The following is a 24,472-nucleotide window of genomic DNA, read 5'->3' on the forward strand; positions in this document are numbered from 1 at the left end:
GCATCGCCGCAACTATCCTGAAGGAGAAAGTTGCCTCGTCACACTGGGCGAAATCGCTGGCGGGAGTAAATTTTCACGCGACTGAGTGAGATCGGCGGTTCTCACTTTATCGAGTTGGATTATAGCCGCCAAATCAATATCGGCGGGCGAACAATCTGGTACGCCGCCGAGAAATAACATCGAACGAGCGTCGCGAATAAATGCAAAATCAAAACCAAGGCCGGAATCAGAAGCGCGCAGCGGAAACCAATACCCATCACGACCAGTTTCACAATTGTTATACATTAAAACCCGAGGCAATGTCATCTCATTGAATGAAGGTGTCGGGTAAAACGAGCGGTCAGTTCTGCAATATTCATGAGCCACATGAGCAGGCACGTCACGCTGTGCTTTGCCCACAGCCAATCGGGCTCTGCGAATTACTCGCCAATTGCCAGTTCTATACCATCGATCATTACCATCAACAAAGGCTTGCAGCGCCTTTTTTAAGGGAGTGAAATCAAAATGGGCAGAGCAATGTTCTCTACCATTCTGTTGATAACGAAGCCCATTGGCTTCTATGGCGTCGATGCGGATAAGCATTTGCGCTTTAGTATTTTCATCCATATGACTCTCTAACATACGTTGCATATGCCTGTCTTTAGCCCAATAGGCATACTCATAAGCCGTGCAATAAAAGGTTCGTCCCGAATAATCGGTAAAAACGCCTGGCGTTTGAAGCAAGGCTTGTTTAGTTTCTGAAGCTGCTAATAAGGCCTCTGCCTCGTCTTGGCGTCCTTTCGCTACATCCTGCAAAAGCTGGCGGACTTGAAAATCAGGATGTCTTCGGCATGTATTTTGAACTGATTGAGGCAAATATTTAATTTGCTCTTCGTTGATGGTAGTTACAAGCTTTTCAAGATCTACATCGACCTCACTGGCAATACCTTCATTTCGGCTAGGTATTTCGACAGGATGCTCTTCAAAATCCGCACGAACGCTAGCAAAGTAGTCGGGATTTGCCGATGCCGCAATCGCATCCACAATTTCCGCAAAATTGACACAAATTGAGCCTTGATGGGTGACAAATGGAGCAGCCTTTCCGCTGGCTTCTTTATCTAAAAGTATAAGATCATCGAAATAGGGGTTTTCTTTAGTCGCAGTGATAATACGCCAGGTACACTCAAACTTTTGTTGAATAGCAGTCACATCCTCCTCGTTTAAAGCCCGTGATAGCTTAAAAGATACTTTGTTTGTATTACAAAAAGCACAAATCGCTTTATCAACACTATCACCCAAGCTTAATGCATTTGAAATGACTTTTACTAAATCCTTACTTAAAGTACTTGATGCATCTAAAATAGCGCCAAAATTTTCCGTAGCAATTCCCTTCGCTTTGCAATACACGTTAAGATGGCTTAGAAAAAATTGCGTTATGATGGAGAGACGCTCGGTTCTTTCATTAACCGGCATAGCTGCTGGCAAACTATAAAAAGGTGAGGCCGGCTTTGGGATGGTTACCCACATATCCGGGGCACATTTTCCTAAAAGGGCATCGATATAGTTTTCTGTTGTTGCAGGCTGTGTGGGACCAAAGCCCATCAGAGCATCGATGTGTTGTTGTTCTACGGTGAAGTCTATATCCAGCTTAAAATGCTCTTTGCATTTATCGGTTAAAACGCTCGCTATCTCTTCAAATCCAGGGGATTCAGACAATACACTTAACACAGCCCTGCTAAGCTTCAATCGCGGGTCCGGAAGTCCTATCCTGGTATTAGGAAAGGTCTCGTGCATGGCGTTAAACAAGGGAGATAAGGGCATTCCTGAGGCATCATTCTTACGGATAAGGCTAAAGGCAGGATTTACAACCCGGGATTGGCTGTTCTGCTCTTTCGGGCGTAATTGAATGCTGTATAAGTTGGAGGGTTTCTCTAAATAGCGATTTAGCGCAGGGATATAACTGTATCGCATGGCAGAAAGGGCTTCTATATAGGATTCTATTTGCGCGAAGCGATCCTCCTTTTCCTGACGTAGCGGATTATCAGTTTCAAGCAAGCCAATATCAAAGATTAATGCATTTTTATACGCGTTTAATTCTCGAATAGCCCCGCCATCAAAAAAATCTCGTAAGGCCATTGTCGACTTACAGGTATTATCGGTGCTGATTTCCTCCCCGCCGACCACTGGAACCAAAAGGTGAACCTTCCTGTTTTTAATATGAATATGTCGTGGGGATATAGGTTCGGCAAAGGGTATGCGCATGATTTAAATCTGTTTATGAGTTTTATAGTGGAAACTGCAAAGCACAATCAGTATAGGTAGAGCTTAGCAATAGCGAAACGCCTCAAATTGTGATTAATTTTTAGGCACTGATTGCCATTATATACACGAAGTATCTATTAATCACGTGTAATCATGCTTTCATTTGACAGCTGAGGTGAAATACCTAAAACTATATCAGGATATTGTTAATTTTTTTCCATTCTATTAGACCCAATCGCCCCAGATCAGGAAAGTGTCAACCGATTGGTCTGTGACTTATAACCACCAGGGAAGACAATGAACGATTTTTTCTTGGGAATGATGTACCTGCCTATGGGTTTTCGCAGCCTTTTGACGAAAGGTTTGAAGCGTTTTGTTATATTGCCGGTATTATTTAATTTTCTGCTCTTCTCAGGGCTATTTTTCCTTCTTTATCACTATCTTTTCCCGTATGCCTATTATTACCTGAACCAACTGCCAGCCTGGCTTCATTTTTTAAATGTGCTTTTTTTAATTATCTTTTGCATTAGCTTCTTTTTGCTTTTTCTCTCCATGTTTACGGTGTTTTTTAACATCATTGCGGCACCTTTTAATGGCTTGCTCGCGGAAAAGGCCCAATTGCTGCTATATGGCCGTACTATTCCAGGCCTGGCTTTTAAAGACATTGTAGTTCGTACTATCAAACGTCAGGTGCAGTTTCTGGCTTATTTCTTGCCACGGTTCCTGGGAATGTGTCTGTTATTTTTTGTTCCGGTAATCCATCCGGTATATCCCTTTCTCTGGTTTTGGTTTAACGCCTGGATGCTAAGCGTTCAATATCAGGATTTTGCGATGGACAATAACTTGGTTGATTTCAAAGAAATGCGGCAAAAGATGAGGGGCAATCGCTTACTAAGCTTAGGTTTTGGCTTTTCAATAAACCTTGCCAGCTTTATCCCCCTTCTTAATCTTTTTTCCATGCCCGCCGCAGTAATAGGCGGTGTGATGCTTTTCTGTGAGCGTCACCAGCAATTTCTTGAAACACAAAAATCACAGTATCCGTCTGTTTAAATTCGTCAGAAGGATAGTATTAACTCAGCCTCAATTGGGAAAGAAAATTCGAGCCTGGGCCAATGTGTTCTCATCGTTTGAAGCAAGACAATAACATCTGCCAAGATCACGGCTGAATATAATATCATCGACATGCAGATGCTGTTTTATCCCATTAACATGAAAATTAAAATCATCATCTGATAGCAATAAAGTTATTTTAGGTCCGGGAAAGAAGCTTGGAAACCCATGATTGTTGTTACCATGAGCAAGTCCTGAATAAAATAGATAGGGCTTGGATTGATGCTCCCTATTAAATATCCTGCGGGCGTTTTCGTCAAAAATGCTATCCCTTTTTTTGTAATATGTATCCCAGTCTTCTTTGGTGGGATGCCGAAAATACTCAGGGCTTCCCTCTCTGGCCTGCTTACAGTCCAGTGCAACGACTCTGATTCCAGCCTGAATTGCTGCGATAGCAACAGTTCTTGTTTTATGAGTGCCGCGAATTACGACAGAGTCTAAAGCGGCGACTTCTTCACTATTCAGGGCGCTATCAAACAGGTGTTGATCCTCATCGTCGGCAAATTCAAAGAAAAATGTCTCTATACCCATTTTCTTAAAATACTGAAAATTAGCGATCAGGAATTCTTTAGGGAAATTATGATCATGATGTTCATTAATGAAAATACCGGGCGGAAACCCTTCGACAGAACTACTCTGGGTTAACTTTGCGATACAGGCATCCAGTTGTTTTAATTTCCGTACTTGCCCATCGGCAGCATTAAAAAAACGGTCTTTTGAAAATTTGGATTTCATGATAATGATCTCATTAATTAATGAGCGCTTTATCTTGGTATTGGGGAGAAATGATCGGTTAGCGCCATTTAGAATTACTTCCCCAAACACGAACAGTGTCCAGGCAGCGCATCAAAGTTTGTGAGTGCAATTGCTTCATAATTCGAGCACAATGAATTTAAAAAGACATTATGTAATTAAATTACGCTTAAAATCAAGTTTTTATAGAATTCAAACGCAAAGCTATCCACCGTTGGCTCCGGGATTGAGATCAAGCGATTGTTCCTCGATAAGCTCTGGATTTGATTTGGTAATTTCTTCCCTGGCGGTTTTAAAGAAGGCATGGCCTGAGCTTTGGCCAAGAGAATGTCCTTTGGCTAGCGCCATTATGCCTAGTATTGCCAATCCGGGTAAGATGCCGGTTGCAACTACAAAGACGACAGCCTTCGCAACAAAATGATTCCAGCGTTCATCCCGATGTTGGCTTAACGACTTGTGACTGGAATCCAGCATCGTATAAAAATTGCTGACCCGTTCGCTATGATCAGGGGTTGACTCTCTATCATTGAGCTTCTCCAACAAGTTAACGGTTATGCTAAATTTTACAAGCAATTTATGATCTACTCCTGGATAATCTTTATTCAGAGCCTGTCTCCAGTTGTTTGGAAAAGGCTCATTGCTCTTAGCTTGCTTTTGGATATCTTTCCATAGGTGCTGAAGGTAATTCTGCGTCAGGGGGGAAAGTTTTTTTTCAATCAGGATCAGACACTGGGCTTCTTCAATATCATTATATTTTGCTTTGAGCTGCGTATTGGCAGCTTTTTCCAGACCTAATGCCGTCACATTCACTTCTAAAACAGCGCTTTGTTTTTTAAGCTCTTCTTCAATGATTCCAATATGCTGATCCCTTTGATTGATTTTACCCTCCTGCTCCGCAATTAATTCCTCATTTTGGGCCAGAGAAGCTTGTTGCTCTTCTATTTTCTGTTGTAGCCTGGCAGTAACTTTTTCGAGTTCCCCTACTCGCTCATACTGCTGTTCAACCTCCTTTTCTTTGGCCAGCAGAGCCGGGTCAGGAGTTCCCAAAGCAATAGCCTGATAAGCCACATTGCTGTAAAATGCCTTATTAGTCTCTCCACAAATAGCCTCTACTTTCTCGAGAGGTATTTTTTCTTTGAAAATATAGTCCGCGGTGGACTGCTTCAGAATGGCCTGCTTATCAGATAATTCCCTTTGCATTTCTTTTAGATCGAGATCAAGATTAAATTCCTGAAAATCGTCCAGACCGCGAATGAAATCCTCCAATGCCCGGTAAGTTTCCAGACTTTCCAGGATCTTTCTTTCCACAGAAGTACTTTCAGCCCGCTGATTCTCCAGGGTTTCCAGCATCAGCATATTGATTTGATCGATATACGGTAAGGCTTGCGGGGACGAATGTCCTGTGCGGTAAGCATCCAGTTTCATGTAATAGGTTTCAGTCAATAGCGCAAGCTTGCTGGCGGAAAACTGCTGCTCTCTGGCAGATGAAATTTCCTGCTGCATTTGGCGCAAAATTGCCTGAATTTCTTTTAGCTCTGCATTGTCGAGTTTAAGAACGGGTTCTAATTGTTTGAATAAGGCATCCAGATGATGAAAGCGGTCAATCTCTTTGAACACCTTGGAACTTTGCTCAATAAGCATGCCCTGTTTGGTTTGAAGTGTTGCTTTTAATCCTTTTTGCAGCTCATCCAAAATATTCGCGGCAAGCGGATATTTTTGCCCTGCTTCAGTAAAAGTAGCAAATGCCTGACTCACCGCATTAAACACCTCGCCACGCTCCTGGGCATTTTTAAATTCATTATTTAAATAGGCCTCACTGACTTCACGAATCAGAAACTTAAGTGCGTCTGACAACAGCTCTTGTCCCTGTGTTTCTTTCAGTGCTAAGGCGAATTGGTCCTGATGAACTGATTCTGAGATTAACTGCGGCTGGGACAACTGGTGCACATGCCTTGCCATAACACTAAATTTCCTGGATGCATTTTCAATCATAGCGGCCAAAGTTGAATCTTCACCCAACTTCAGGAGATCATTTAAATAAAGCTGGGCATGTTCGTAATTGAGAAAATTCTCACCCATTGCTTCTGAAACCACTGTACTTAGAAAAGTATCGTTATGCCCCTGATAGTGGATGATACGATCATTTTTATTCAAACCGAACAGAGCCCAAATACCCTGTTCCTGACCCAATACCGCATAGCCCGTATTATCAAAATGTTTGTAGGCCTCTCGATTTTTTACAATTTCGCTATAAGCAGCCAGGTATTCTTTTTCCAGTCTGGCTTTATATTTTGCCGGATCATTCCTTAAGGCAAGCAAGGGCGAAATCAGTTCTTTCATTTCCTCACTAATCGGCGCATCCTTAAGGTCCGTGTCGGATTTAAACTCCACATTATTTCTTCGATAAAAGTCCAACAGCTTTAATACCAGCAGATCCTGAACATGTGTGGTCACCCCCTTCTCTTTGGGCACTTCTCTGAACTGCTGATCCTTGGCATTCCCCGAGCCGGTTCCATGGTGTCCTGGTAATGATGTAAGCTTAAATACGGTGTCTGGTGAATCACAGGCAGGTACGATGGCTTTAAAACAACGAGTCCGTTCATTTTGATACACATATTGTTCATAGTGCTTAACAATGGCCGGTATTCGATAAAAGCGAGGGTCAACCCAGGCAACTGGAGCTCCGTGATAACGGCCGCCAGGTACAGGATCAATAGTGAACATGGAAATTTTAGCGTCCTGGATATGCTTTCCCACATTTTCCAGATTGATCTTGCCTAGCCTTTCGGATAATTGCGTTGTGTTAAAAGCAGCTCGAGTATAGGGACAAGGGCTTTTTTTAATTTCGTCGATAAGATTGGCAGGCAAAGGGTCTTGCTTGAATAAATTCTGAATGCGCTCCATTTCATGCGCTGATAAAATCCCCTGAACCGCACCACGACTGTGGGCTGCAATAGCGAAGTCTTTCTCGCCGCGGCTCAGCGCATCAATCATTGCGAGTACTCCGCGAGCGATGCGATCGCCCACTTCGGTACCTAAAGTCGTTGGCCCATCAATAAGAATTTGTTGATCACTGACCAGATGCTCTACCTTATCACTCACCAGCTTATCACGCAGCGTGCCTGCCACTGCATTGGCAGCGCCGCTTAAACTTTCGCCCCGCGGGTAGAAAGTATTAGTGTCTTGGGTGTGTTCAGTATCGGTGCCCAGATAGGTGACTAAAAATGTCATGATGTACTGCTGAATTACTATTTGTATTTATTTTAGTACTTTTTACAAAGAAAGACACAAATTAAGGCTGTAGACTCTCCAACCACATCAGAAATAAATTATCTTTATTGGCTTGTCTGATAGATTCAGCATTCACATTTAACCAGCGTTCTAATCGGCCATCACCCCAACTCGTGATAATTTCAGGAAAAATATAGTTTTTTTGACAAATCGTGGGCGTATGGCCTAATAATTCGGCAACTTCTTTTATTATGGATTTAATTTTTGCAGCAGAATCAGTCTCTGAAAATGAGGCAGACAGAAATCGGCAAAAGCTTTCCCGACTGGCAATCCAGGTGCGAAAATCCTTGGCGGTCAAAGGTAAACCAGTTAACGATTGAAGGTAATAATTGATATCCTGGGAGGTGATACAATTGACATTGTTATTTTCATCATAATATTTAAAAATTTCATAACCAGGAATTTCTTCGCATTTTTTAAGAATTTTGATAATTTTTTTATTATCCAGAACTATTTCCCAGGCTTTGGAATTTTTCCCGGTGAAACTAAAGATAGCCCTGGAGCCATTGATGGAAAGATGTTTTTTTCTTAAGGTGGTAATCCCATACGTTTTGTTCTCTTTTGCATAGATTTTATTACCAATTCTGACCCCTGATTTATCCAGAAGATAAATGATGGCACAAATGATTTGCTTTTTATTTAGAGAAGGCGGCTTTCTTAGTTCATAGGCGATATGACTGCGGATGGTGGAAATAGCACGTCCAAAATCTGTCATGGAGGTGAATTTTAACCTGTCTCTGACCTCTCGCCACAAGGGATGATAATGATATTGTTTTCGATTTCGTGCATCCCGGCCAGTCGCCTGAATGTGCCCATTTGCGAAGGGACAGATCCATACGGAATGATAGGCAGGAGGAATTCTTAAAGACTTAATCCGCTGTAATTCATCGCTTTGGGTAACCCGACTGCCATCGGGATAGTAAAATGCATAGCCTTTACCGCATTTTCGACGCCTTATTCCAGGAATTGAATCATTGACATAGCGAAGAGCCGCCATTCTGGCAATTTTTTCGCACTCCTCACTTGAATAAATCGAGTTGTCGCTAATGATATTCTCCGGTAATTCCTTAAATTAATTTTAGGCAATTCAGGCTTATCGGACAAATGAATGAGGACAAAAGGTGCTACTGGTAATGGCAGCCATTACCAGTCATGAAATTATTTCGAGCCGGCAGGAACCCAGGTTACTGTGCAATTGGTATAAACCGCTTCGGGTGCCGCAGGAGAATGATCCTTAATTGTTATATTGGCATCAACAACTAACTTGCCATCGCCTGCGGGGGTTCGCGTAGTCATATGGAACAAGGCATAGCAGCTATCGAGATAGGTTTGATGGTAATAATAACCATCTCCTATTAAAAACCAGTTTTTGGGCCCGTGACTATAGGAATTACTGGTTTGCGTCTTGTTTAATGTCGCGCAATGAGCGAGATCAAAAAAATCTGTAGTTGAAAAACATACTCTTAAGTAAGGGGGTCTGATAATCTCAGAGCTGGGATGAATGTTAAATTCTATAGTTTGTTTGAAATTGCCAGCAAATCCGGTTGTGGCAGCCATGAGTAAAACGACTGAACTAAATTTCTTCATGATCCTTGAATTACGGCTTAATGGGTGGGATTAAAAATATAACAGCTAACTGAATTGTTTAGCAAGTAGATTCAGCGATGTGCTTAAAGTTCTATATCAGACTTGCAAATTTACTAGTATAATGAATATAAATCATTTTTATGCAAGGATTAGCGATGGAGTATCAAAAACTTAATCCGCTGGCATTGGCTATAACCACGAGTATGCTCGCGGGAATAGCAACTTTCTGTGCAGGCTTGCTGGCATTCTGGATGTATACAGGCAAACCCTTAGTGGCCATGTTTGGGAGCATGTACATTACTATCATCCCCACAATTACCAATGTTTGTATTGGAACTGCTTTAATTATCGTGGCAGGATTCCTGGCTGCTTATATTTTTTCCTGTGTTTATAATCTGGTTCTCGATTTTCTTTAATTCTTAAAGTCTTTTTTCCTGAAAAATTGTTAAGTTGTGTTGAGAATTGCTCCTACCCTTAACATGTTGGGTCCTTGGCCCATAGCTGTCAGGCTAAGAAGTAATGTTATCCCCTCTCCACCGCGCCCATCGTGGGGGAGAGGGTAGGGTGGGGCCTTGTTAAGTAAGCTCAATTGTATATTAAACTGTCATCCCCGCGAAAAGCGGGATCCATCTCTGAGCTAGCCACAATGCCGACTGAGGAATAGATTCCCGCCTTTCGCGGGAATGACAGGGTTCTTAACTTAATGGCAGTGCCGCCGGACTTTAGTTCTGATGAGTAAGTTCTTCCCATTCCTTTTCTTCTGGAATTGGCAAGGTGACCCAAAAAGTAGAACCAATACCAACCTCACTTTCCAGAGATATATTCCCCCCCATTCCTGTAACAATCTGGTTGACTATATAAAGCCCTAATCCAAGACCTCTTACTGCACTTTTATGATTAACTCGTTCAAACTTTTTAAATATCTTTTCTCTATTCTCTGGAGCTATACCAATTCCGAAATCCTGCACCATTATTTTTAATGTCCCGGCAGTTCCTCTTCTGTTATAAATAACCCTGTAATGTCATTTAGAAGAATTGCTTCGACAAATTGATTAATATTATCGTGTAATGAGCGATTTCTTAGAATGTCAGATAAGGCATTATAAATATTTTTATTTTTTCCACCAAACTGATATTCAATTAACTCGTTATAAACAGGATCGTGGTTTTTTATAACAGCTAATAATTCTGGTTTCAGAACAGAGGATAACTTGATTTTAGGATATTTAGCTTTCATGAGAGTCGGTTTGAAGGTTAAGAATTAATGCTGTAAATTTTAAAGCTTAGAGCTTAATTTGAAGTTAACACTCAAACACATTTAGAGATTAGAACTATTCCTGAAAGGAATTCAACGATTTATTAAATGCACCTAATTTAGCTGACATCACTCGGCAAACCAACCTGGATGGATTACCTTCCAGACTTCATACCATAGTGAATACTATCGCTTTCATCAGAATCCAAATCATATTGTTCTTTTTGGTCCAGTTCAATCGGTTTAATACACTCGGGCGGGATATTATCGAAACAGATATAACTGTCTTCGTCTTCCGGATCTGTTTCTACATCGTAATGGTCAGGATCAATATCGATTTCTAAATATTTGACCCCTACGTTAAAACTGTCTTTTATCAGTTCACTGTAGAAAGTAACATTACTCTTACTTGTGAAGTGAATACAGGGCATTTTCCTATAGTGACTCGCTTTTGATTCAGAGCCGTAAATATGAGCATAGTCGGCTTTATGGTCTAAACCATATTTATTTTTGCCGCGCTGATTTATACGTAAGCCTTCGTTTTTGATTTTCTTGTAATTAGCAAGAGCAGTTGCATGATAAAATTTCATTATAGAGACCTCAAACACCAATAAGATCTATTTTAATTCTATTTGATTAAATATCTTATAGACGAATTCAAAATAAAATGCCAGATAAAAGGAGTATTTTCTCCGATATCGAAACTTGGTTTGTGAATACATAGAAATGAGGTGCCTAGATGTTATATTTTAGAGAGCCTTACTAAAGTCAGGAAGAGAACCGATGTCAACACGCCCTATGTCTATTAAAAAAATCAATAGACCAAATACCGAGTTCATTAATAAAGCGCTTCCAGGGTTTCACTATTCCGATACGTTTTCAGGAGTACTTTCTGCTGACTCAAATCATTCCATTCAAAGCATAGCAAAACTCTTTTTTAATTCTTCACCTCAATGGGCACGAAAGCTGCTGTATCTCAGAAACAGGCTGGTAGGCTGGTGCGGTTTGAAAACAAGGGATATACCCAATGAAGAGCTCGAGATTAATTTAATCATCGGAAAGAGAATCGGGCTCTTTAAATTGCATGACTTTACAGACGATGAGTTACTTTTTGGGGAAGATGATAAACATTTGGATGTGAGGATGGTTATCCAGCGAACAACCCGCAGTATCCAGCTCACTACACTTATTCAATATAAAAATGCCTGGGGAAAGCTTTATTTTAATATTATAAGGATTTTTCATCAGCAGATTATTAAATCCCAACTACGAAATCTAATCACACAATTGAATTATGATGAGCACAGAAAGGGTTAGGGCCAGGATAATTCCTCATTAGATTGACTTATGCTATTAGAGAGTGATATTCTAATACTAGCTTGAAAATGTCTATTTTATACTCTCAAATCGTCGATTTATTCATTTAATCCCTCATTCGTTAGTTTTTAATTTTTGATCTGTTCCGGCTAAATTTCGCCTTTACGGCATTTTAAATAAACACTATTAAGGATACTTATGTCTAAAACAGTAACTGGAGTCGTTAAATGGTTCAACGAATCTAAAGGATTTGGTTTTATTGAGCAAGAAGGCGGTCCAGACGTATTTGCTCATTTTAAAGAAATTCAAGGTTCTGGATTCAAAACTCTAACTGAAGGTCAGCGGGTACAATTCGTTGTTACTCAAGGTGCAAAAGGTCTTCAAGCGGAAAACATAACAGCTATTTAATTCATTCCGCTGTAAAGTTTTAGCCGAACCATTGAGATTCGGCTAAAACTTTTTATCTCTTCATTGCTCGAATAAGCAGCAAACCATTAGCTTAGGGTTGAGACTTATTTTGATCAATCATTTGTTCTTCACTCTCTGTCGATGACACTTTTTCTGCCACTTGTTTCCATATCGTAAATGTTAAACTTTTTTTCTTCTCTAATGTATGAATAAATTTTTCTTTGGCTTTTTCCAGGTTTTCACAAAAAATCGGATCTGTATCGAGTTGCAGGATGACAGGAGTAAGCAAATCAGGGTTGGCTTTATATAAATTGGAAAGTATGTAGCAGACAGTTGACTCCTTCGCTTGATCAAGCTGGCTGAATATTTCTTTGAACGCTTCGATTACTGCTGGATTTTTAGCAAATTCTTCGCGATCACTCAGGGAGTCAGGCATTAAATTCTCGGAAGAAATTTCATTGATATACTCAAAAAAAATCTCCGATTGTGATGCCAGTAATTTACTAATATGCTCATCCATCATCTTGTCCTGAAGACGAAGCATTTCTGCTTGTAAAAGTGATTTATTTTTAGATAGACTATCGGAATGATAAAGCGCAGCATACAGTGGCTTGTAGTTTGATTCCCAATCTGTATACACATCTTTATGTTTGTGTTTGCAGAGTTTATTCAACTCTATCGCTTCACCAAGAAATTTCTTGATTACTGTCATGTTCTTAACAAAAATATTGGCTTTCTTTTTGCCAAGGTATTCTCTTAATCTTGATAAGCCAGGAACCTGAGAAGTCCCTTGTTCCATAAATTTCGTCATTGAATGGATAAGGCGCTCGAGATGCTTTGGATTACTCGGCATACCGTGGCCTTTATTAATATGAGAATTGAGAACAGCTGCACTGCCTATTGGTGTGGTAACCAGGGTGGCCAGCTCGGCTGTATTTTTCTGACGAAATTTTTTATAGAAATCCAATGTCACACTGACGACAACATTATTATCATCCATATTATGCAGCAACAAAACGGGCTCAGTGATTTTTTCAATTTCACTATCTTCTGCAGGATTCAGATAAGCAGCAGGTTCTCCCCTTGATAGAAAATCCACTTCGTCCTCCTTTTGACCAGATAGGGCTCCACTCTGTGAAATATAACCATCAAATGTTTTTGGGTATAGTTCAGCATGTCTCATCATCATTAATCCACCAAAGCTAACACCTGTGAGAAAAACAGGTTTATCCCTTAAAGCGGATAAGCGAGTATCAATTGATTCCGGTTTATCTTTGATAACAGTATAAAAATAATTCACACAGGCCTGGATTTTCCTGAAAAGCTCCTCAGGCATCTGCGATTGAAAGACCTTCAGTTCTAATAAATCAGGTAAGTTCAGCGTTATAATGACTACATTTTTCTCAAGCAAAGCCTTATTTATTGGTGATAATTTAGAACCAATAGGTGTAAAAGCCATTTCCTGTTTATTATTGGTTTGGTGACCTCCATATATTACTACCAGAATTTTTTTTGTTTCATCATTACCATGGGGAAAGCGTATATTGTATCCAATGGGTGTATCGTTAAACTTCAGTGCGGATCCCTTTCTACAGCTAATATCAGGATACAGCGATAGGTTCTTTAATTCATTATTTAAGTCATAACCATCATTATTATAGATAACATCAAAAATGACTTTTCCTTCTTCTGCAGAGGAATCCTGCTTGTTTGTCTTTGCTTCGTCCTGATTCTTTTGTTCTGTAAGAAAAACCATTTGAGGTATTCGATTAGTAAACTCTTTATAAAGATACGCTTGAATCTGTATAAAAACTTTTCTATCTACCGGCTTTTTTTCTTCATTCAGTACGCTAAGTAAATAGGATAAATCGGCCTCAGTAAACGAAGCGGGAATTTTGGCACCTTTTTCGAGCAATCGGAGAATAAGTTCCTTATCTTTCTTTTCCAGAGCATGAATTAAGGGTTTATGATTGGGAACATTGACATCAATATCACTTCTGGCTAGCAGACGTTTAATACTATCATCCACCCAGGGTTTATATTGGGATTTTTCTTTTATCAGATAGCTTAATAAAGACTGCTGTGCCACCTCTAATCCGAAAAAATTGGATGTATAAACAGTATTTAAGCCAGGATAATTTTCATCGCTAAGCAGTCTCTGGAAAAATGGCTCAGACTTCGTGCGAGATTGAAAGCTATTCACTTTCTCATACAATTGAAGAACTAGCGGCTTTGTATCACTTCTGGACGATATGGTATGCTTAAGGGCAGAAAATTTTACCAGGGTAACGAAAGTATTATCGTCATAATTTTCAAAGAAGTGTTTCTCAAGATCAGGCATTAAGAATTGAAGAACATCAGCATCGACCGGAATCTCACCTGTTTCCAACTTCTTCCTGACAAAATTTATCGCATCTATCTGTTCTCTACGCTTCAACATTAATAATACAGGCACCCCTAAAACCCCTGACCTGAAATATCCAGGTAAGGTTTCATTTGTTAATTCGTTATTGTTTATAATTTTCCTTAAGGCGAGTGTATTTGATACTTTCGGGCCAGGAGCCTCTTTAAGAAAAGATGCAAATATCGCGGCGGCCTTTTTTTGTTCTTGACTGACCATTTCATCTGGCAGGGTTGAATCTCTTTGAATGGCATAGTGGAGGTAGTCACTGACTCCTGACTCCAGCTTTAACTGATTAAATAACTCGGCAAATTGTTCAATCTCAGGTGTTTGCGTAGTCTTTGGCAATTTTTGGTAGAAAAATTCGATAAGCGGATAAGAAGGTAGGGAGGGCGTTTCAATTTGCGAAAGATACTCAACAAAGACTTTCATTTCCTCTTGCTTGTCTTTAAATCTATCCAAATATAGAATTAAGGAGCCTTTCTTTTCATCCTTGTCATTTTTTTCAACCTCTTTTTGTATGCTTAATAAATTAGCCAGCGGATATCCGGCATCTAAAATAGCATTAACTATAATCGTATAGTGATCATCCCAGGGACGTCTCCCCTGACCAGGATATTGGCGTGACTCAAGTATAAGCTTTACCATATCATCGGTTGGCTGCGTACCGCCCCATAATGAAATAATCTTCTCTGCTATCTCAGGAGAATTGGAAGCACGAAAGTGAGAAATAAGGTGTTTTAAATCCATCGTTACCACTGATTTTCAGAGCACTATGTATTGATTATATACAATTGCCCGCATTTAACACCATGTTAGTCATATTGACTATAATCAAACCAGTTATTTTTATCCTGACGATATACAGCAGACATCTCATTTAAGTGATGGGCTAAAATCATCAATACTTTCTGCCCCAGTGAAGTTAGCCGAACCATTGAGATTCGGCTAAATATGCTTATCTCTTCAATTGCGCGAATAAACTCAGGGTTTCCTCCTTGGAAATCAATCCTACTGAACTTAAATTGCCAAGCAATTGCCCTTGCTCATCATAAAATAGCATTGTCGGAGTGCCATAAATGTGAAAGGCTTCGCGAATTTTAGCAACTTCTTCTGATTTCTCACCGATTTCCACCCGCAAATTGACAATGCCTTGCATGGCATCAATAACGTCGGCCTGGCTGAATACCTGCTTATCCATCTCCTGGCAATCGCTGCACCAATCTGCAGAGAAATCTATGAACACCTTATTATGACTTGCCTTGGCATCAGCCAGCCTGGTGTTAATTGCATCAAGCGTGGACACCCTGATAAAGGGAGACTGACTAATCGGCTCGGCAACTGAAACAGGCGTAAGCAGTTGATAGACTATAGCTCCCGCTCCCATCAGCGATAGTAAGGCAAAGCTTTGTAGAATCCGCCCGCCCAACCGGGTTTCCTGACGAAAGGCGCCCAAAACCCAGGCCGCAATTAATAAAACCAGGATCCAGAGTAAATCAGCCCAGAAGCTTGGCACGACACGACTTAACAGCCATACCGCCATAGCAAACATCATAAGCGCAAACAGTTGTTTGATGCGAATCATCCAGGGGCCCGAAGCAGGTAAAAAACGGCCATAACCTGCACCCACAAGCAACAAAGGCAATCCCATTCCCAGAGCCAGAACAAAGAGTAAAAGCCCTCCCTGCGCAACCTGCCTGCTTTCTGCAATATACGTTAAAATCCCAATCAAAGGCGCTGTTACACAAGGCGATACAACCAGAGTTGAAATCGAACCCATTAAAGCGGAGGAAATGATTCCCTTACGACCTGAGCTCTTGTGAGAAAAGCGCATGAAAACTGGAAGCCGAAATTCAAAGACTCCCAGTAACCACAGGCCCATTAGCGTCAATAAAATACTAAAGCTTCCAATAACCACAGGCTGCTGCATTAAGGTTTGCACTGTAGCCCCAAACCAGGCAGCCAGCATTCCCGCCAACGCGTAAGTAAGCGCCATGCCCAGCACATAGGCTAAAGACAACTTAAACGCTTCACGCCCGCTCTTAGCTCCCTGCCCGGTGATAATACTGGACAATATTGGCACCATCGGTAAAACACAGGGCGTAAATGCCAGCAGCACACCTAAACCAAAAAAGACACTTAGATACAATACGGGACTATTATTCTGGATGAAACCCACGGCAGCCATAGGATTTCCAGCAAAGCCTGTCGCAAAAGCAGAACAAGAGAGTAATGCCATACATAATGACAAAATCAGTTTTTTCATTTTGATTCCTTGATAAATTATTTTCATTATTTTGTAACTCCCTGGTTGTGGACAAGTTTGATGTTAATTCAATCAAATCGTCTCAACGTCATCCTGAACGCAGTGAAGGATCCTCTGAGTCTGGTTCAGCTCCAAGGAGTTTGAGATCCTTGGTTACGCTCAGGATGACGTAACTGGGGAGTTACATTATTTTGAATAAAAGGAATCAAATCGGCGGGCGGTAAACTTCATCCGAAGGTGAAAGATATTTTGAAAAAATCAGCAGAAAACTTAAGAGACCAATAAGACTTTGCAATAGCATTTGTTGCAGGGATTGAGATTCTTCTTCAAGCCAATAATAAACAGAGCCACAACCGCTGCTCAAAATCTGTTGAACGGAACAAGGTGTCATTGCAAAGGAATGAGGAGATGCATCCGCGGCTCGAATACAAGATGGCTGCTTGAGTGGTGTAAGAATGACAGCACTCAAGAGTATCAGCATGATTAGGGAACGAAATTTGTTCATTCAATGACCCTATCATAATTTTAAGGATTAAATCAATGCATGAATATAAAACTTTCATCCAGGGTAGAAGAAGAGTGCACCCCCCTTCCAAAATACTCGTCTATCTACTAGAGAACGTAGGTTGATCCAGAACCTAATCATGGAAAAGATAAAATCAAGAGACTAAACCTAGGTTTAACTAAATAACCTAATATGATTAATGCCCGATAGTTTTTTTTATCGACGTTTCCCAGTTAAAGACCAGGAATCACCATCCAATTCAGGAAGCTACAATCGATATTTGTAGACGCAATACTTCATAAAGGATGCTACTCACCTTAAGGATTTTTTTTACACAAAATGTCTTATTTTGTGATAAAATGCCTTTTTTCCTCACGGTTAATTTTATGAGACAAGACCAAATTGATATGGCGGCCAGTGTTGGTATTCATTTTCCCAGTATAAAGCCCTTATTCTCCTGTCCACCAAATCCGGAAGTGTTGAAAGCATGGCAAGCCTATCAATGCCAATTTGAGCTGCCGGAGAGCGCATCAATTTCTCAAAAAATTATTGATAATGTCAATTATGTTTCCTTTGAAACGTTTATGGCTCAATTACAAGCTACTATTGCTGCTTTTAATCAGGCCTGTGATGAGCCTTACATTTTACTCATTACGCAGGATACCCTGGGTAAACTTGATGAGGGAGCCAGTGAGCAATGGGTTTCGGGCCTGGCCCTGGAAGAGTGTTGCTTACGATGGCCGGCTGCAATCACCACAAGCTTGAGTCTGGACGCCTGCCTTGCCCGGAATCCTCAGGTTAGAAAGATATTAATTCTGGATGATGCAGCATATAGCGGTACACATATGGCACGAGAGTTATCCAATTTAAGAAACCTGAGAAATGTGGATTCGAGCTCACAGTATACCTTTTATTTTGGTATACCCTTTATGAGTAAACAAAGCCGAAGGATTGTCGAAGCAGGTCCAGTCTCTTGCCAGTCAAATTTCTCAAGTGTGTGTTTACCCCATCAGACGATTCCTTTGATTGAAGATCTGCTCACGGAAGAAGAAAAAAAAGTGGCTGCCAGGCTGGATAATCTTCAGTTAACGGTAGGTTTGACTTATTTTGATCATAAAATGCCTGATTATAAATCCGTTTCAACCCTTCTGGAACAAGGAATTTTCTTAAAACCAACAATGGATTGTCTGATGGAAATTGAACACATAATTCCCGGAAACAGAGCTCCGAGACCCGGTAAAACTCGAATTGAGACTCCTGAGGAATGGAACAAACGTTATAATCAATTTGCAGCCAATCGATATATTCCCTGGATGCCGAAAGTGATTTGTCCTTATAAACTAAAAAATGACGAGGAACAGCAAGTCTTAAGAAAAGCAGTTGACTCGAAACGAGTTGGTAACCGAACCTCATACTCACTACCCGAGCGATTCAAAGTTGCCAGGGAAATTTTAGGTGAAGAAACGATTCAGGAACAAGTGGGCGCGCCTTGCAGGGAATTTTCGCTACCCGAACAAGGGGCCGCTCCCTCCAGGGAATTTTCGCTAAATGATATTCGCCAAAGCTATTCAAAACATGCCTCCTGGTACAGTTTAAGAAAATACAGTTTATTTTTCTTTAATACCACCAAAGACGCAGTGATTGAAAACATGAAAACCCAGGCCAGATTAAAACCTCATGGTGCATCTGAAAAGACACTAATTGAGTTTGGTCTTATTTAATGCAGGCGATTGTCCGTCTGATTATTCATATTTTTATCACCTGAAAAGCATGTATAATTCATCTTTTCAGGAGATGTTATGTTTGCTTTTAATAAAGTAATTGAACTATTCACGGGGCCGAAGAGACCGACAACCATCCATGCGGATGCTGAACCTATAAGCGTGGAAACAATACCCACGGATAGTGATTTTATTCGCGAAGGTAGCGGCACAACGACTGTTACAGGAAAAATTGAATACGTACACGTGACTGTTCGCGGCAGTTCCAGCCTGAGAATAGAAGGAGAAGTAGGCCGAGGCTGTACATTTTATAAAGATGGCAATGGAACACTCAGCTTTGCAGGCACTGTGGCTAATGATTTGAAATTAACCGTCTTCGGACAAGGAAACATTGTCTTTACCCGGGAACCACCGCAAACTGTTATTAATTCAATTGAAAATCCAATAGGTAACGCCCAGATCACTTGTGCAGGAAGGATTTTACCTCAGTTGCAGCCCGGGTATCGTCGACACAATCTGGGACATCCTGCTGGGCAAACGGTAGCTGAACCATTCAGGCATACCAGTGTGGCTTTGAGCCGCCTGTCCACCGAACGCTCTTCACCAACTGAACTGTCAGAAAATGATTTCAATTCAGGTACCAGAAAATATATTGATGACTATAAAGATCGTGAACTAATAGCTGATCGGATCGAAAAACTTAATCTGACTCCAGAAGAAGAGCCTTTATTTAAACGCTTCGAGGATGCAATTTCTCGTTGTTATTTTGATGATGTTCCCGTGAAGTATCGAAGCAGTTACTATGGTAAAGCTAACCTATTAGCATGGTATGAAATAAATAAAACGGATCCTGTCACCAGAGACGCAGTTAAACTGGATGCTTATGAGTCTGCTTTTCATTTATACGGCGAGTTGGACGATGTGATTATCGAGCTCAATAAACTACGGACAGCAAAAAAAGAAGCAATCTCTGCAAAACAGTCTTCTCCCACGCCGCAAGATACGAATGAGGAGCAATCTAGCGTGGGCCTTTCAATGTAACTTCAAGAGGCCTGACAATATCCGCGCCAGGAATTTTTTCTCTGACGCGGCGCAATGCGTGTTGCATGGTAACAGAATGTTCACACAGGGCTTTAACTGCAACTTCCCGGTCTTTCTGCTCAGCGGTCGAGGTGATGACATTTCTGTTTTGAACCACAACCCGTAATAGTTTCTGCATTCCAGTATGTCGAACAGGCTCCACTTGGGACTTTAATCTCTCCAAAGCGTGCAGAATATGCTGGCAACGCCATGCCGCCAAATCAAGTGAACCAGCCTGCTCAACTTGCTGTCTTAATAGCGAGCGTATCTCATGCGGAGTGCTGCTCAAATGACTCAACCATTGCACAATAGCTTCTGACTCATGCAAGCGATTGCCTAATTCCCTGTCGTTAATCCAGGTCATGTCATCCAAAAGAAGATTCATAAATGCATTCATCGTCACATTGACCCATTCACGCAAAGGACTTTCCAGCCTGTATTGGCTCTGCATTTTCATGGACATTTCATAAAACGCATCGAATGCACTGGAACATCCGGGATTTCGCAGGGCCTCTTTATAAAGGACGAAAAGATCATCAACCATTGAATGATTTGCTGAGCCAATCTGTCTCCTTATTTCATCAATCACTGATTGCAGCGGCTCGCTCCCCAGCAGTTTGTGCTGCCATTCACGTTGAACAAACTCTGTTAATTTTAAGTGCTCGCGTGTTTTTGTACTTAAGGATGAATCATTCTTATTATCAATACGCGTTTGCTCTAAAACAGTCGCTCGTTTATCTGGAGAAATAATCGATTTATAGCAGTTAGAGCATCGCAAAAGGAAAGCTTTTTCTATTTCATTCAGTCGATAGCGTTTTAATATTCTTCCCTCATTTTCTGATCTCGAAAAAAGCTCTTTCAAGATTTCTTTCATGCTATCGGGCAACTCGGCAACAATGCCTGCCAGCGTGGATTGATTCAGTAAAAGGGTATACTGTTCCAGGGAATAATTGAGTGATGCCTCCAGGGCCCATTGTCTATCGAGTGCATTATTCAACCAGATTTGTAGTTTGCGTAAAACGCGCTCTCTTGTCCGAAGTCTGGCCAATGCAGTTCCTTGAAAACGGTATTGAGCCACGTCTGCCCTTCTGGCTTCGGGATAGCTGTTATAGTAGAAAACCAGAGCAAGCAATGCCTTATCCTGAGGATCTTTTAATTTATGATTTTTAATCACCGATTGAGTCACTTCCTTTGTGATTTGTGCCGTTTGGGGAGCTGTTAAACATTCATATAGGGCATAAATTAAAACATTATCAATCTGCAAGGCATATTGATTAACTATTTGTCGCAAAAAAGGATTTGCCGCATTAATCACTGGGTCAAATAATTGCTTCCATTCACCGGCGGTCAGGGGAAATGCGTCAGACAATATTTTTTTATATGATTCCTCCCGGAATACTCGACCGGATAATAAACCAGGGTGAATTTTTTTCACGTAAATTAATAAGAGATTAATTAATTCATCATGGGATAATTCATGCCCATTTGCGGTCGCTATGAGCCGCAGCAGGTGGTCGCGAATAGCCATCATCGCTTGAACCCGCAGACCGGGCTCATTACCTGGTGCAGAGGAAATGGCAAGAGGATGATTGGATTTGGGTTGCCTTGTTACTGGAGCAAGCAAACCATTATAAATGGCCTTTGGTATGGAACTTAAACTATCAACCACTCCTAAACCGATACCATAAATAAAGCCACCTGCACCGGACACAATGGCATGGATTATTCTATATTGCTCTTCAGTGCTATAAGCCTGATAGCCTGCAATATAAGCTTGAGCAAAAGGCTGGGTCAGCACGCTAAAAACGGTTTTATCACGATGAATTAAAGGCAATAAGGCGCCCACTGTTTTAATGCTCAAATCCAAACCGATCTCACGACCAGAAGGTGTAGCAATTTGATTACCATCCAGGTCACGAAATCCTGAATGAAAATTGTCCTGGTGTCGTCGACGATAAAAATCGTTAGCGATTGCTGGCGAAGGAGCCTGATAGGCAAGCGCATTATGCATTAATCCTGGCGAAACTTTTCTTGAAATGTTAGCCGCAGAATTGTGTTGGGTTAAATCAGCAAAATAATCTTTAATTTCCTGCAAGGCCAATAAAGGCTTAACATGTAATCGGGCTTGCTCTGCTATAAATTTTGCTGTCTCATCCGTGGGAGAAGGATAATAAAATTGAGTTAATTCTTTAAGGGACCCCAACACAGCTTCATAGTATTTAGAGGCTCTGGTATTTTGAAAAGGCTTCAGCGTTGTCAGCTCACGAATCAAACGCTCACAAGTGGATCGGCTTTGAGGTTCAAATGCGTCTGCAGAGGTGGTTAGCTCCATAAAATAATAATGCAGGTCCACATCGTCTCTGGTGCAGGAATAAAGGCTGTAAATGAGCTCTTTGAACAATGAAAGAAAGGCTTTATGGCAATTATCGGCTGTTCGTTGCGGATGATGTAATGCCTCATCAAATGCCTGCCATTTACGTTGGATTTCATCGTTATAGCGATGAGTTAATAGCGGCGTATTATTACTGGCTGGTGGTAAAAATCGGGTGGCGATAGCATTATAGTAAGCATGAAATGCAGGGCAATAAGCCCTTAAACGTGAAGATTGCAGCATTCGTACAACAAAAGATGCACAAAGTTCTTCCTGCTGAAAATGCTTATCAAAATTTTTAGGTACTACACCGATAAAAGGGATAAAAATTTCATCGCTTTCTCGAATTACCTGCCCATAAAACGCATCGGGTATAAATTCATCAGGCCCAACAGGATTGTACACCAGATGCCCGCGCGTACCGGTAGAGTTGCACTGGGCATACTGCAGTTGAAGCGGCCATAATGGATTGGCAACGAAAAAAGATTGCAAGGAATCCCCTGAGCCAGTATCTCGTGGAAACGCTTCAACCAGCAAGGAGCCTGCCTGACGAAACATGGGAGTTTGTTTAAAATCGCCCTTCGCAGTTTTAAAATAAGTACCTTCCGGGTCTGGCTGATAAAAAGAATCGATTTGCTGTAAGCCGGTATCGCTATAAGAACTGACATAATGGCGTCGATATTTGACATAAGCGTTATTTTCAAAATACGGCGGCTCAGGAAAAAGATGAGCAACGAGATTGTCAACCAAGGCATTGTAAACTGTTTCAGAATACTCTGAGGGCTGGAGAGTGGTCATATAGTTAAAACTTGAAAAAAGCGCAGCGAGTTCGTATTTAATCCCAATTGCTGCATTCATACGCGCTTCAGCAGGTCCCTGGCGATGCACGCTTAGATTCTTAAAATGGCTTGCCCATTCTGGATCATTTAAGCGAAATGTATCCATGCCTGCATCGTTGGAATCACTGACGACACCACCCCAGTTGGCCCCGATACCTAATGCCTGTCCTCGATTGAACTGAAATCGCTGTAAAAAACGAATAAGATATCGACTAATTACAGGCAAATGGGCAGAATCGATGCGAATATTGGCCTGCAAAAGCTGCTCTTGCAAAATGCCCACCAGCATTTCTTCATTTAAAGAATTTAATATGGTCTTGCCATCTAAAAAAGGGCTTACATAAGAATCATAAGAATCTTTTTTTAACTGGATAAACTGAATGCCAAGGCGCTGTAATACAGTTTGCATCCAGTCAAAAAACTCTTCATTGAGCGGCAAATCAACCAACTGCGATAATTGACGGCGGATCATCGCCTGCCATTGCTGCCAAGGTAAAAAGTCAGGCAATTTTTTGGCTAAGGCATCGGCATGCCCGCCCGGTTTTAGAGCAAAGCCATGCGTTGATAAATAGACACTGGCATCTGCAATACGTCCTGCCTCGCTAATCTGGTAATCCGAGGTGGCGGTAAAGGGTGAAACATTCGGGGTTGACTTATTGGGCGCTATAGCCGGATTAATTGGAATCACAGGATCTCTGGGCAAGGGAGTCCCTGACTCCATTTCGGGTTTATTTTGATTGATGGCTGGGGCTAGCAGAGAGGAATAGGTCGACAATAGATTATCAATAGGAATGGTCGACCAGGCACTCATGGCCTTGAGTAATTGCCATAGGTTGTTAATATTGCAACCCATGTGATGTTTTTTTATCGCTCTTAAGATATTCTGATAGGCCTCATTCAAAGCTTGTGTATTCAGGCGTTGATCAAATCCGCTTTGATGATAGCTTTCAATAAGCCGGTTGAATTGATTAATTTTATGGTTGATAGCCCTACTATGTACCGGATATTCACTCAAAAAATGAGGCAGGCGATATTTGAACGGAGTTCTGTGATTGCAAGGACTTTCCTGTAGCCTCCCCACAAGGGTCAATGCCTCCTCGATGGGTGTATGAGTAGTTACAGGTTTATAGTGTTCCTGTAATTGCTGATGAAGTTGCCTGACACAGGCATCATCACTCAACATGGCTAATAAAAAATAAACCTGTGTCTGTGTTTGTGAATTTAAATGCTCACGCATGCTGTGCGGCAGTTTAGTTCTGAGCGCGTCCAATAAACTGACTGGTTCACTGTGGCGCTCGGGTATGGCCGTATAATGTTCTCGCATATA

18 protein-coding genes are annotated in these 24,472 nt (G+C 41.2%); 6 read left to right on the forward strand and 12 right to left on the reverse strand.

What is annotated here, in order from left to right:
- Positions 1-12 precede the first annotated feature (12 nt).
- Positions 13-2,241, reverse strand: a complete 2,229-nt coding sequence (locus B1207_RS06115) for a hypothetical protein (RefSeq protein ID WP_112219116.1) — start codon at positions 2,239-2,241, stop codon at positions 13-15.
- 297 nt (positions 2,242-2,538) lie between these two features.
- Between B1207_RS06115 and cysZ the strand changes: the two genes are divergently transcribed.
- Complete coding sequence (cysZ, locus tag B1207_RS06120; protein ID WP_112219117.1) at positions 2,539-3,291, forward strand: sulfate transporter CysZ; 753 nt, start codon at positions 2,539-2,541, stop codon at positions 3,289-3,291.
- Positions 3,292-3,321: 30 nt separating this feature from the next.
- Here cysZ and B1207_RS06125 read toward each other — a convergent pair whose 3' ends face one another.
- The 4 genes from B1207_RS06125 to B1207_RS06140 form a co-directional block, all read right to left on the reverse strand.
- Complete coding sequence (locus tag B1207_RS06125; RefSeq protein WP_146740024.1) at positions 3,322-4,086, reverse strand: hypothetical protein; 765 nt, start codon at positions 4,084-4,086, stop codon at positions 3,322-3,324.
- 222 nt (positions 4,087-4,308) lie between these two features.
- On the reverse strand, positions 4,309-7,335 hold the full coding sequence (locus B1207_RS06130; RefSeq protein WP_112219119.1) for a hypothetical protein: 3,027 nt from the start codon (positions 7,333-7,335) through the stop codon (positions 4,309-4,311).
- A 61-nt stretch (positions 7,336-7,396) separates the two neighbouring features.
- Positions 7,397-8,392, reverse strand: coding sequence for a DNA topoisomerase IB (locus tag B1207_RS06135; protein ID WP_112219120.1), 996 nt, complete (start codon positions 8,390-8,392; stop codon positions 7,397-7,399).
- 161 nt (positions 8,393-8,553) lie between these two features.
- Complete coding sequence (locus B1207_RS06140) at positions 8,554-8,982, reverse strand: hypothetical protein (RefSeq protein WP_146740025.1); 429 nt, start codon at positions 8,980-8,982, stop codon at positions 8,554-8,556.
- Positions 8,983-9,137: 155 nt separating this feature from the next.
- On the opposite strand from B1207_RS06140, the gene B1207_RS06145 reads away from it, so the two are divergent.
- On the forward strand, positions 9,138-9,398 hold the full coding sequence (locus tag B1207_RS06145) for a hypothetical protein (protein ID WP_058506229.1): 261 nt from the start codon (positions 9,138-9,140) through the stop codon (positions 9,396-9,398).
- A 306-nt stretch (positions 9,399-9,704) separates the two neighbouring features.
- Here B1207_RS06145 and B1207_RS06150 read toward each other — a convergent pair whose 3' ends face one another.
- From B1207_RS06150 to B1207_RS06160, 3 genes are all read right to left on the reverse strand, one after another.
- Positions 9,705-9,953, reverse strand: a complete 249-nt coding sequence (locus tag B1207_RS06150) for a sensor histidine kinase (RefSeq protein WP_112219122.1) — start codon at positions 9,951-9,953, stop codon at positions 9,705-9,707.
- 5 nt (positions 9,954-9,958) lie between these two features.
- The gene (locus B1207_RS06155) at positions 9,959-10,219 is read right to left on the reverse strand and encodes a hypothetical protein (RefSeq protein WP_112219123.1); all 261 of its coding nucleotides are present in this window, start codon (positions 10,217-10,219) and stop codon (positions 9,959-9,961) included.
- A 173-nt stretch (positions 10,220-10,392) separates the two neighbouring features.
- On the reverse strand, positions 10,393-10,827 hold the full coding sequence (locus B1207_RS06160; RefSeq protein WP_112219124.1) for a hypothetical protein: 435 nt from the start codon (positions 10,825-10,827) through the stop codon (positions 10,393-10,395).
- Positions 10,828-11,035: 208 nt separating this feature from the next.
- On the opposite strand from B1207_RS06160, the gene B1207_RS06165 reads away from it, so the two are divergent.
- On the forward strand, positions 11,036-11,554 hold the full coding sequence (locus B1207_RS06165; RefSeq protein ID WP_253255793.1) for a DUF2867 domain-containing protein: 519 nt from the start codon (positions 11,036-11,038) through the stop codon (positions 11,552-11,554).
- A gap of 198 nt (positions 11,555-11,752) precedes the next feature.
- Positions 11,753-11,962: a cold-shock protein gene (locus B1207_RS06170; RefSeq protein WP_112219126.1), complete on the forward strand. Its 210-nt coding sequence runs from the start codon at positions 11,753-11,755 to the stop codon at positions 11,960-11,962.
- Between the two features lie 91 nt (positions 11,963-12,053).
- On the opposite strand, the gene B1207_RS06175 is transcribed toward B1207_RS06170, so the two are convergent.
- The 3 genes from B1207_RS06175 to B1207_RS06185 all read right to left on the reverse strand — a co-directional run bounded on the left by B1207_RS06175 (position 12,054) and on the right by B1207_RS06185 (position 17,134).
- Positions 12,054-15,113, reverse strand: coding sequence for an alpha/beta hydrolase family protein (locus tag B1207_RS06175; RefSeq protein ID WP_112219127.1), 3,060 nt, complete (start codon positions 15,111-15,113; stop codon positions 12,054-12,056).
- Between the two features lie 208 nt (positions 15,114-15,321).
- Positions 15,322-16,629 carry a protein-disulfide reductase DsbD gene (gene dsbD, locus B1207_RS06180; protein ID WP_112219271.1) on the reverse strand — a complete coding sequence of 436 codons (1,308 nt, stop codon included), beginning with the start codon at positions 16,627-16,629 and terminating at the stop codon, positions 15,322-15,324.
- 205 nt (positions 16,630-16,834) lie between these two features.
- Complete coding sequence (locus B1207_RS06185) at positions 16,835-17,134, reverse strand: hypothetical protein (protein WP_112219128.1); 300 nt, start codon at positions 17,132-17,134, stop codon at positions 16,835-16,837.
- 386 nt (positions 17,135-17,520) lie between these two features.
- Between B1207_RS06185 and B1207_RS06190 the strand changes: the two genes are divergently transcribed.
- A complete protein-coding gene (locus B1207_RS06190) occupies positions 17,521-18,855 on the forward strand; it encodes a hypothetical protein (protein WP_146740026.1) in 1,335 nt (444 codons plus the stop codon).
- 78 nt (positions 18,856-18,933) lie between these two features.
- The gene (locus tag B1207_RS06195; RefSeq protein WP_112219130.1) at positions 18,934-19,896 is read left to right on the forward strand and encodes a hypothetical protein; all 963 of its coding nucleotides are present in this window, start codon (positions 18,934-18,936) and stop codon (positions 19,894-19,896) included.
- Here B1207_RS06195 and B1207_RS06200 read toward each other — a convergent pair.
- Positions 19,874-24,469 (reverse strand): hypothetical protein, encoded by a 4,596-nt coding sequence (locus B1207_RS06200; protein WP_253255794.1) that lies wholly within the window; start codon positions 24,467-24,469, stop codon positions 19,874-19,876. The genes B1207_RS06195 and B1207_RS06200 overlap by 23 nt on opposite strands.
- Positions 24,470-24,472 lie beyond the last annotated feature (3 nt).

The sequence above is a fragment of the Legionella quinlivanii genome (genome assembly GCF_003265995.1).
GTDB classification, from domain to species: Bacteria; Pseudomonadota; Gammaproteobacteria; order Legionellales; family Legionellaceae; genus Legionella_C; species Legionella_C quinlivanii_A.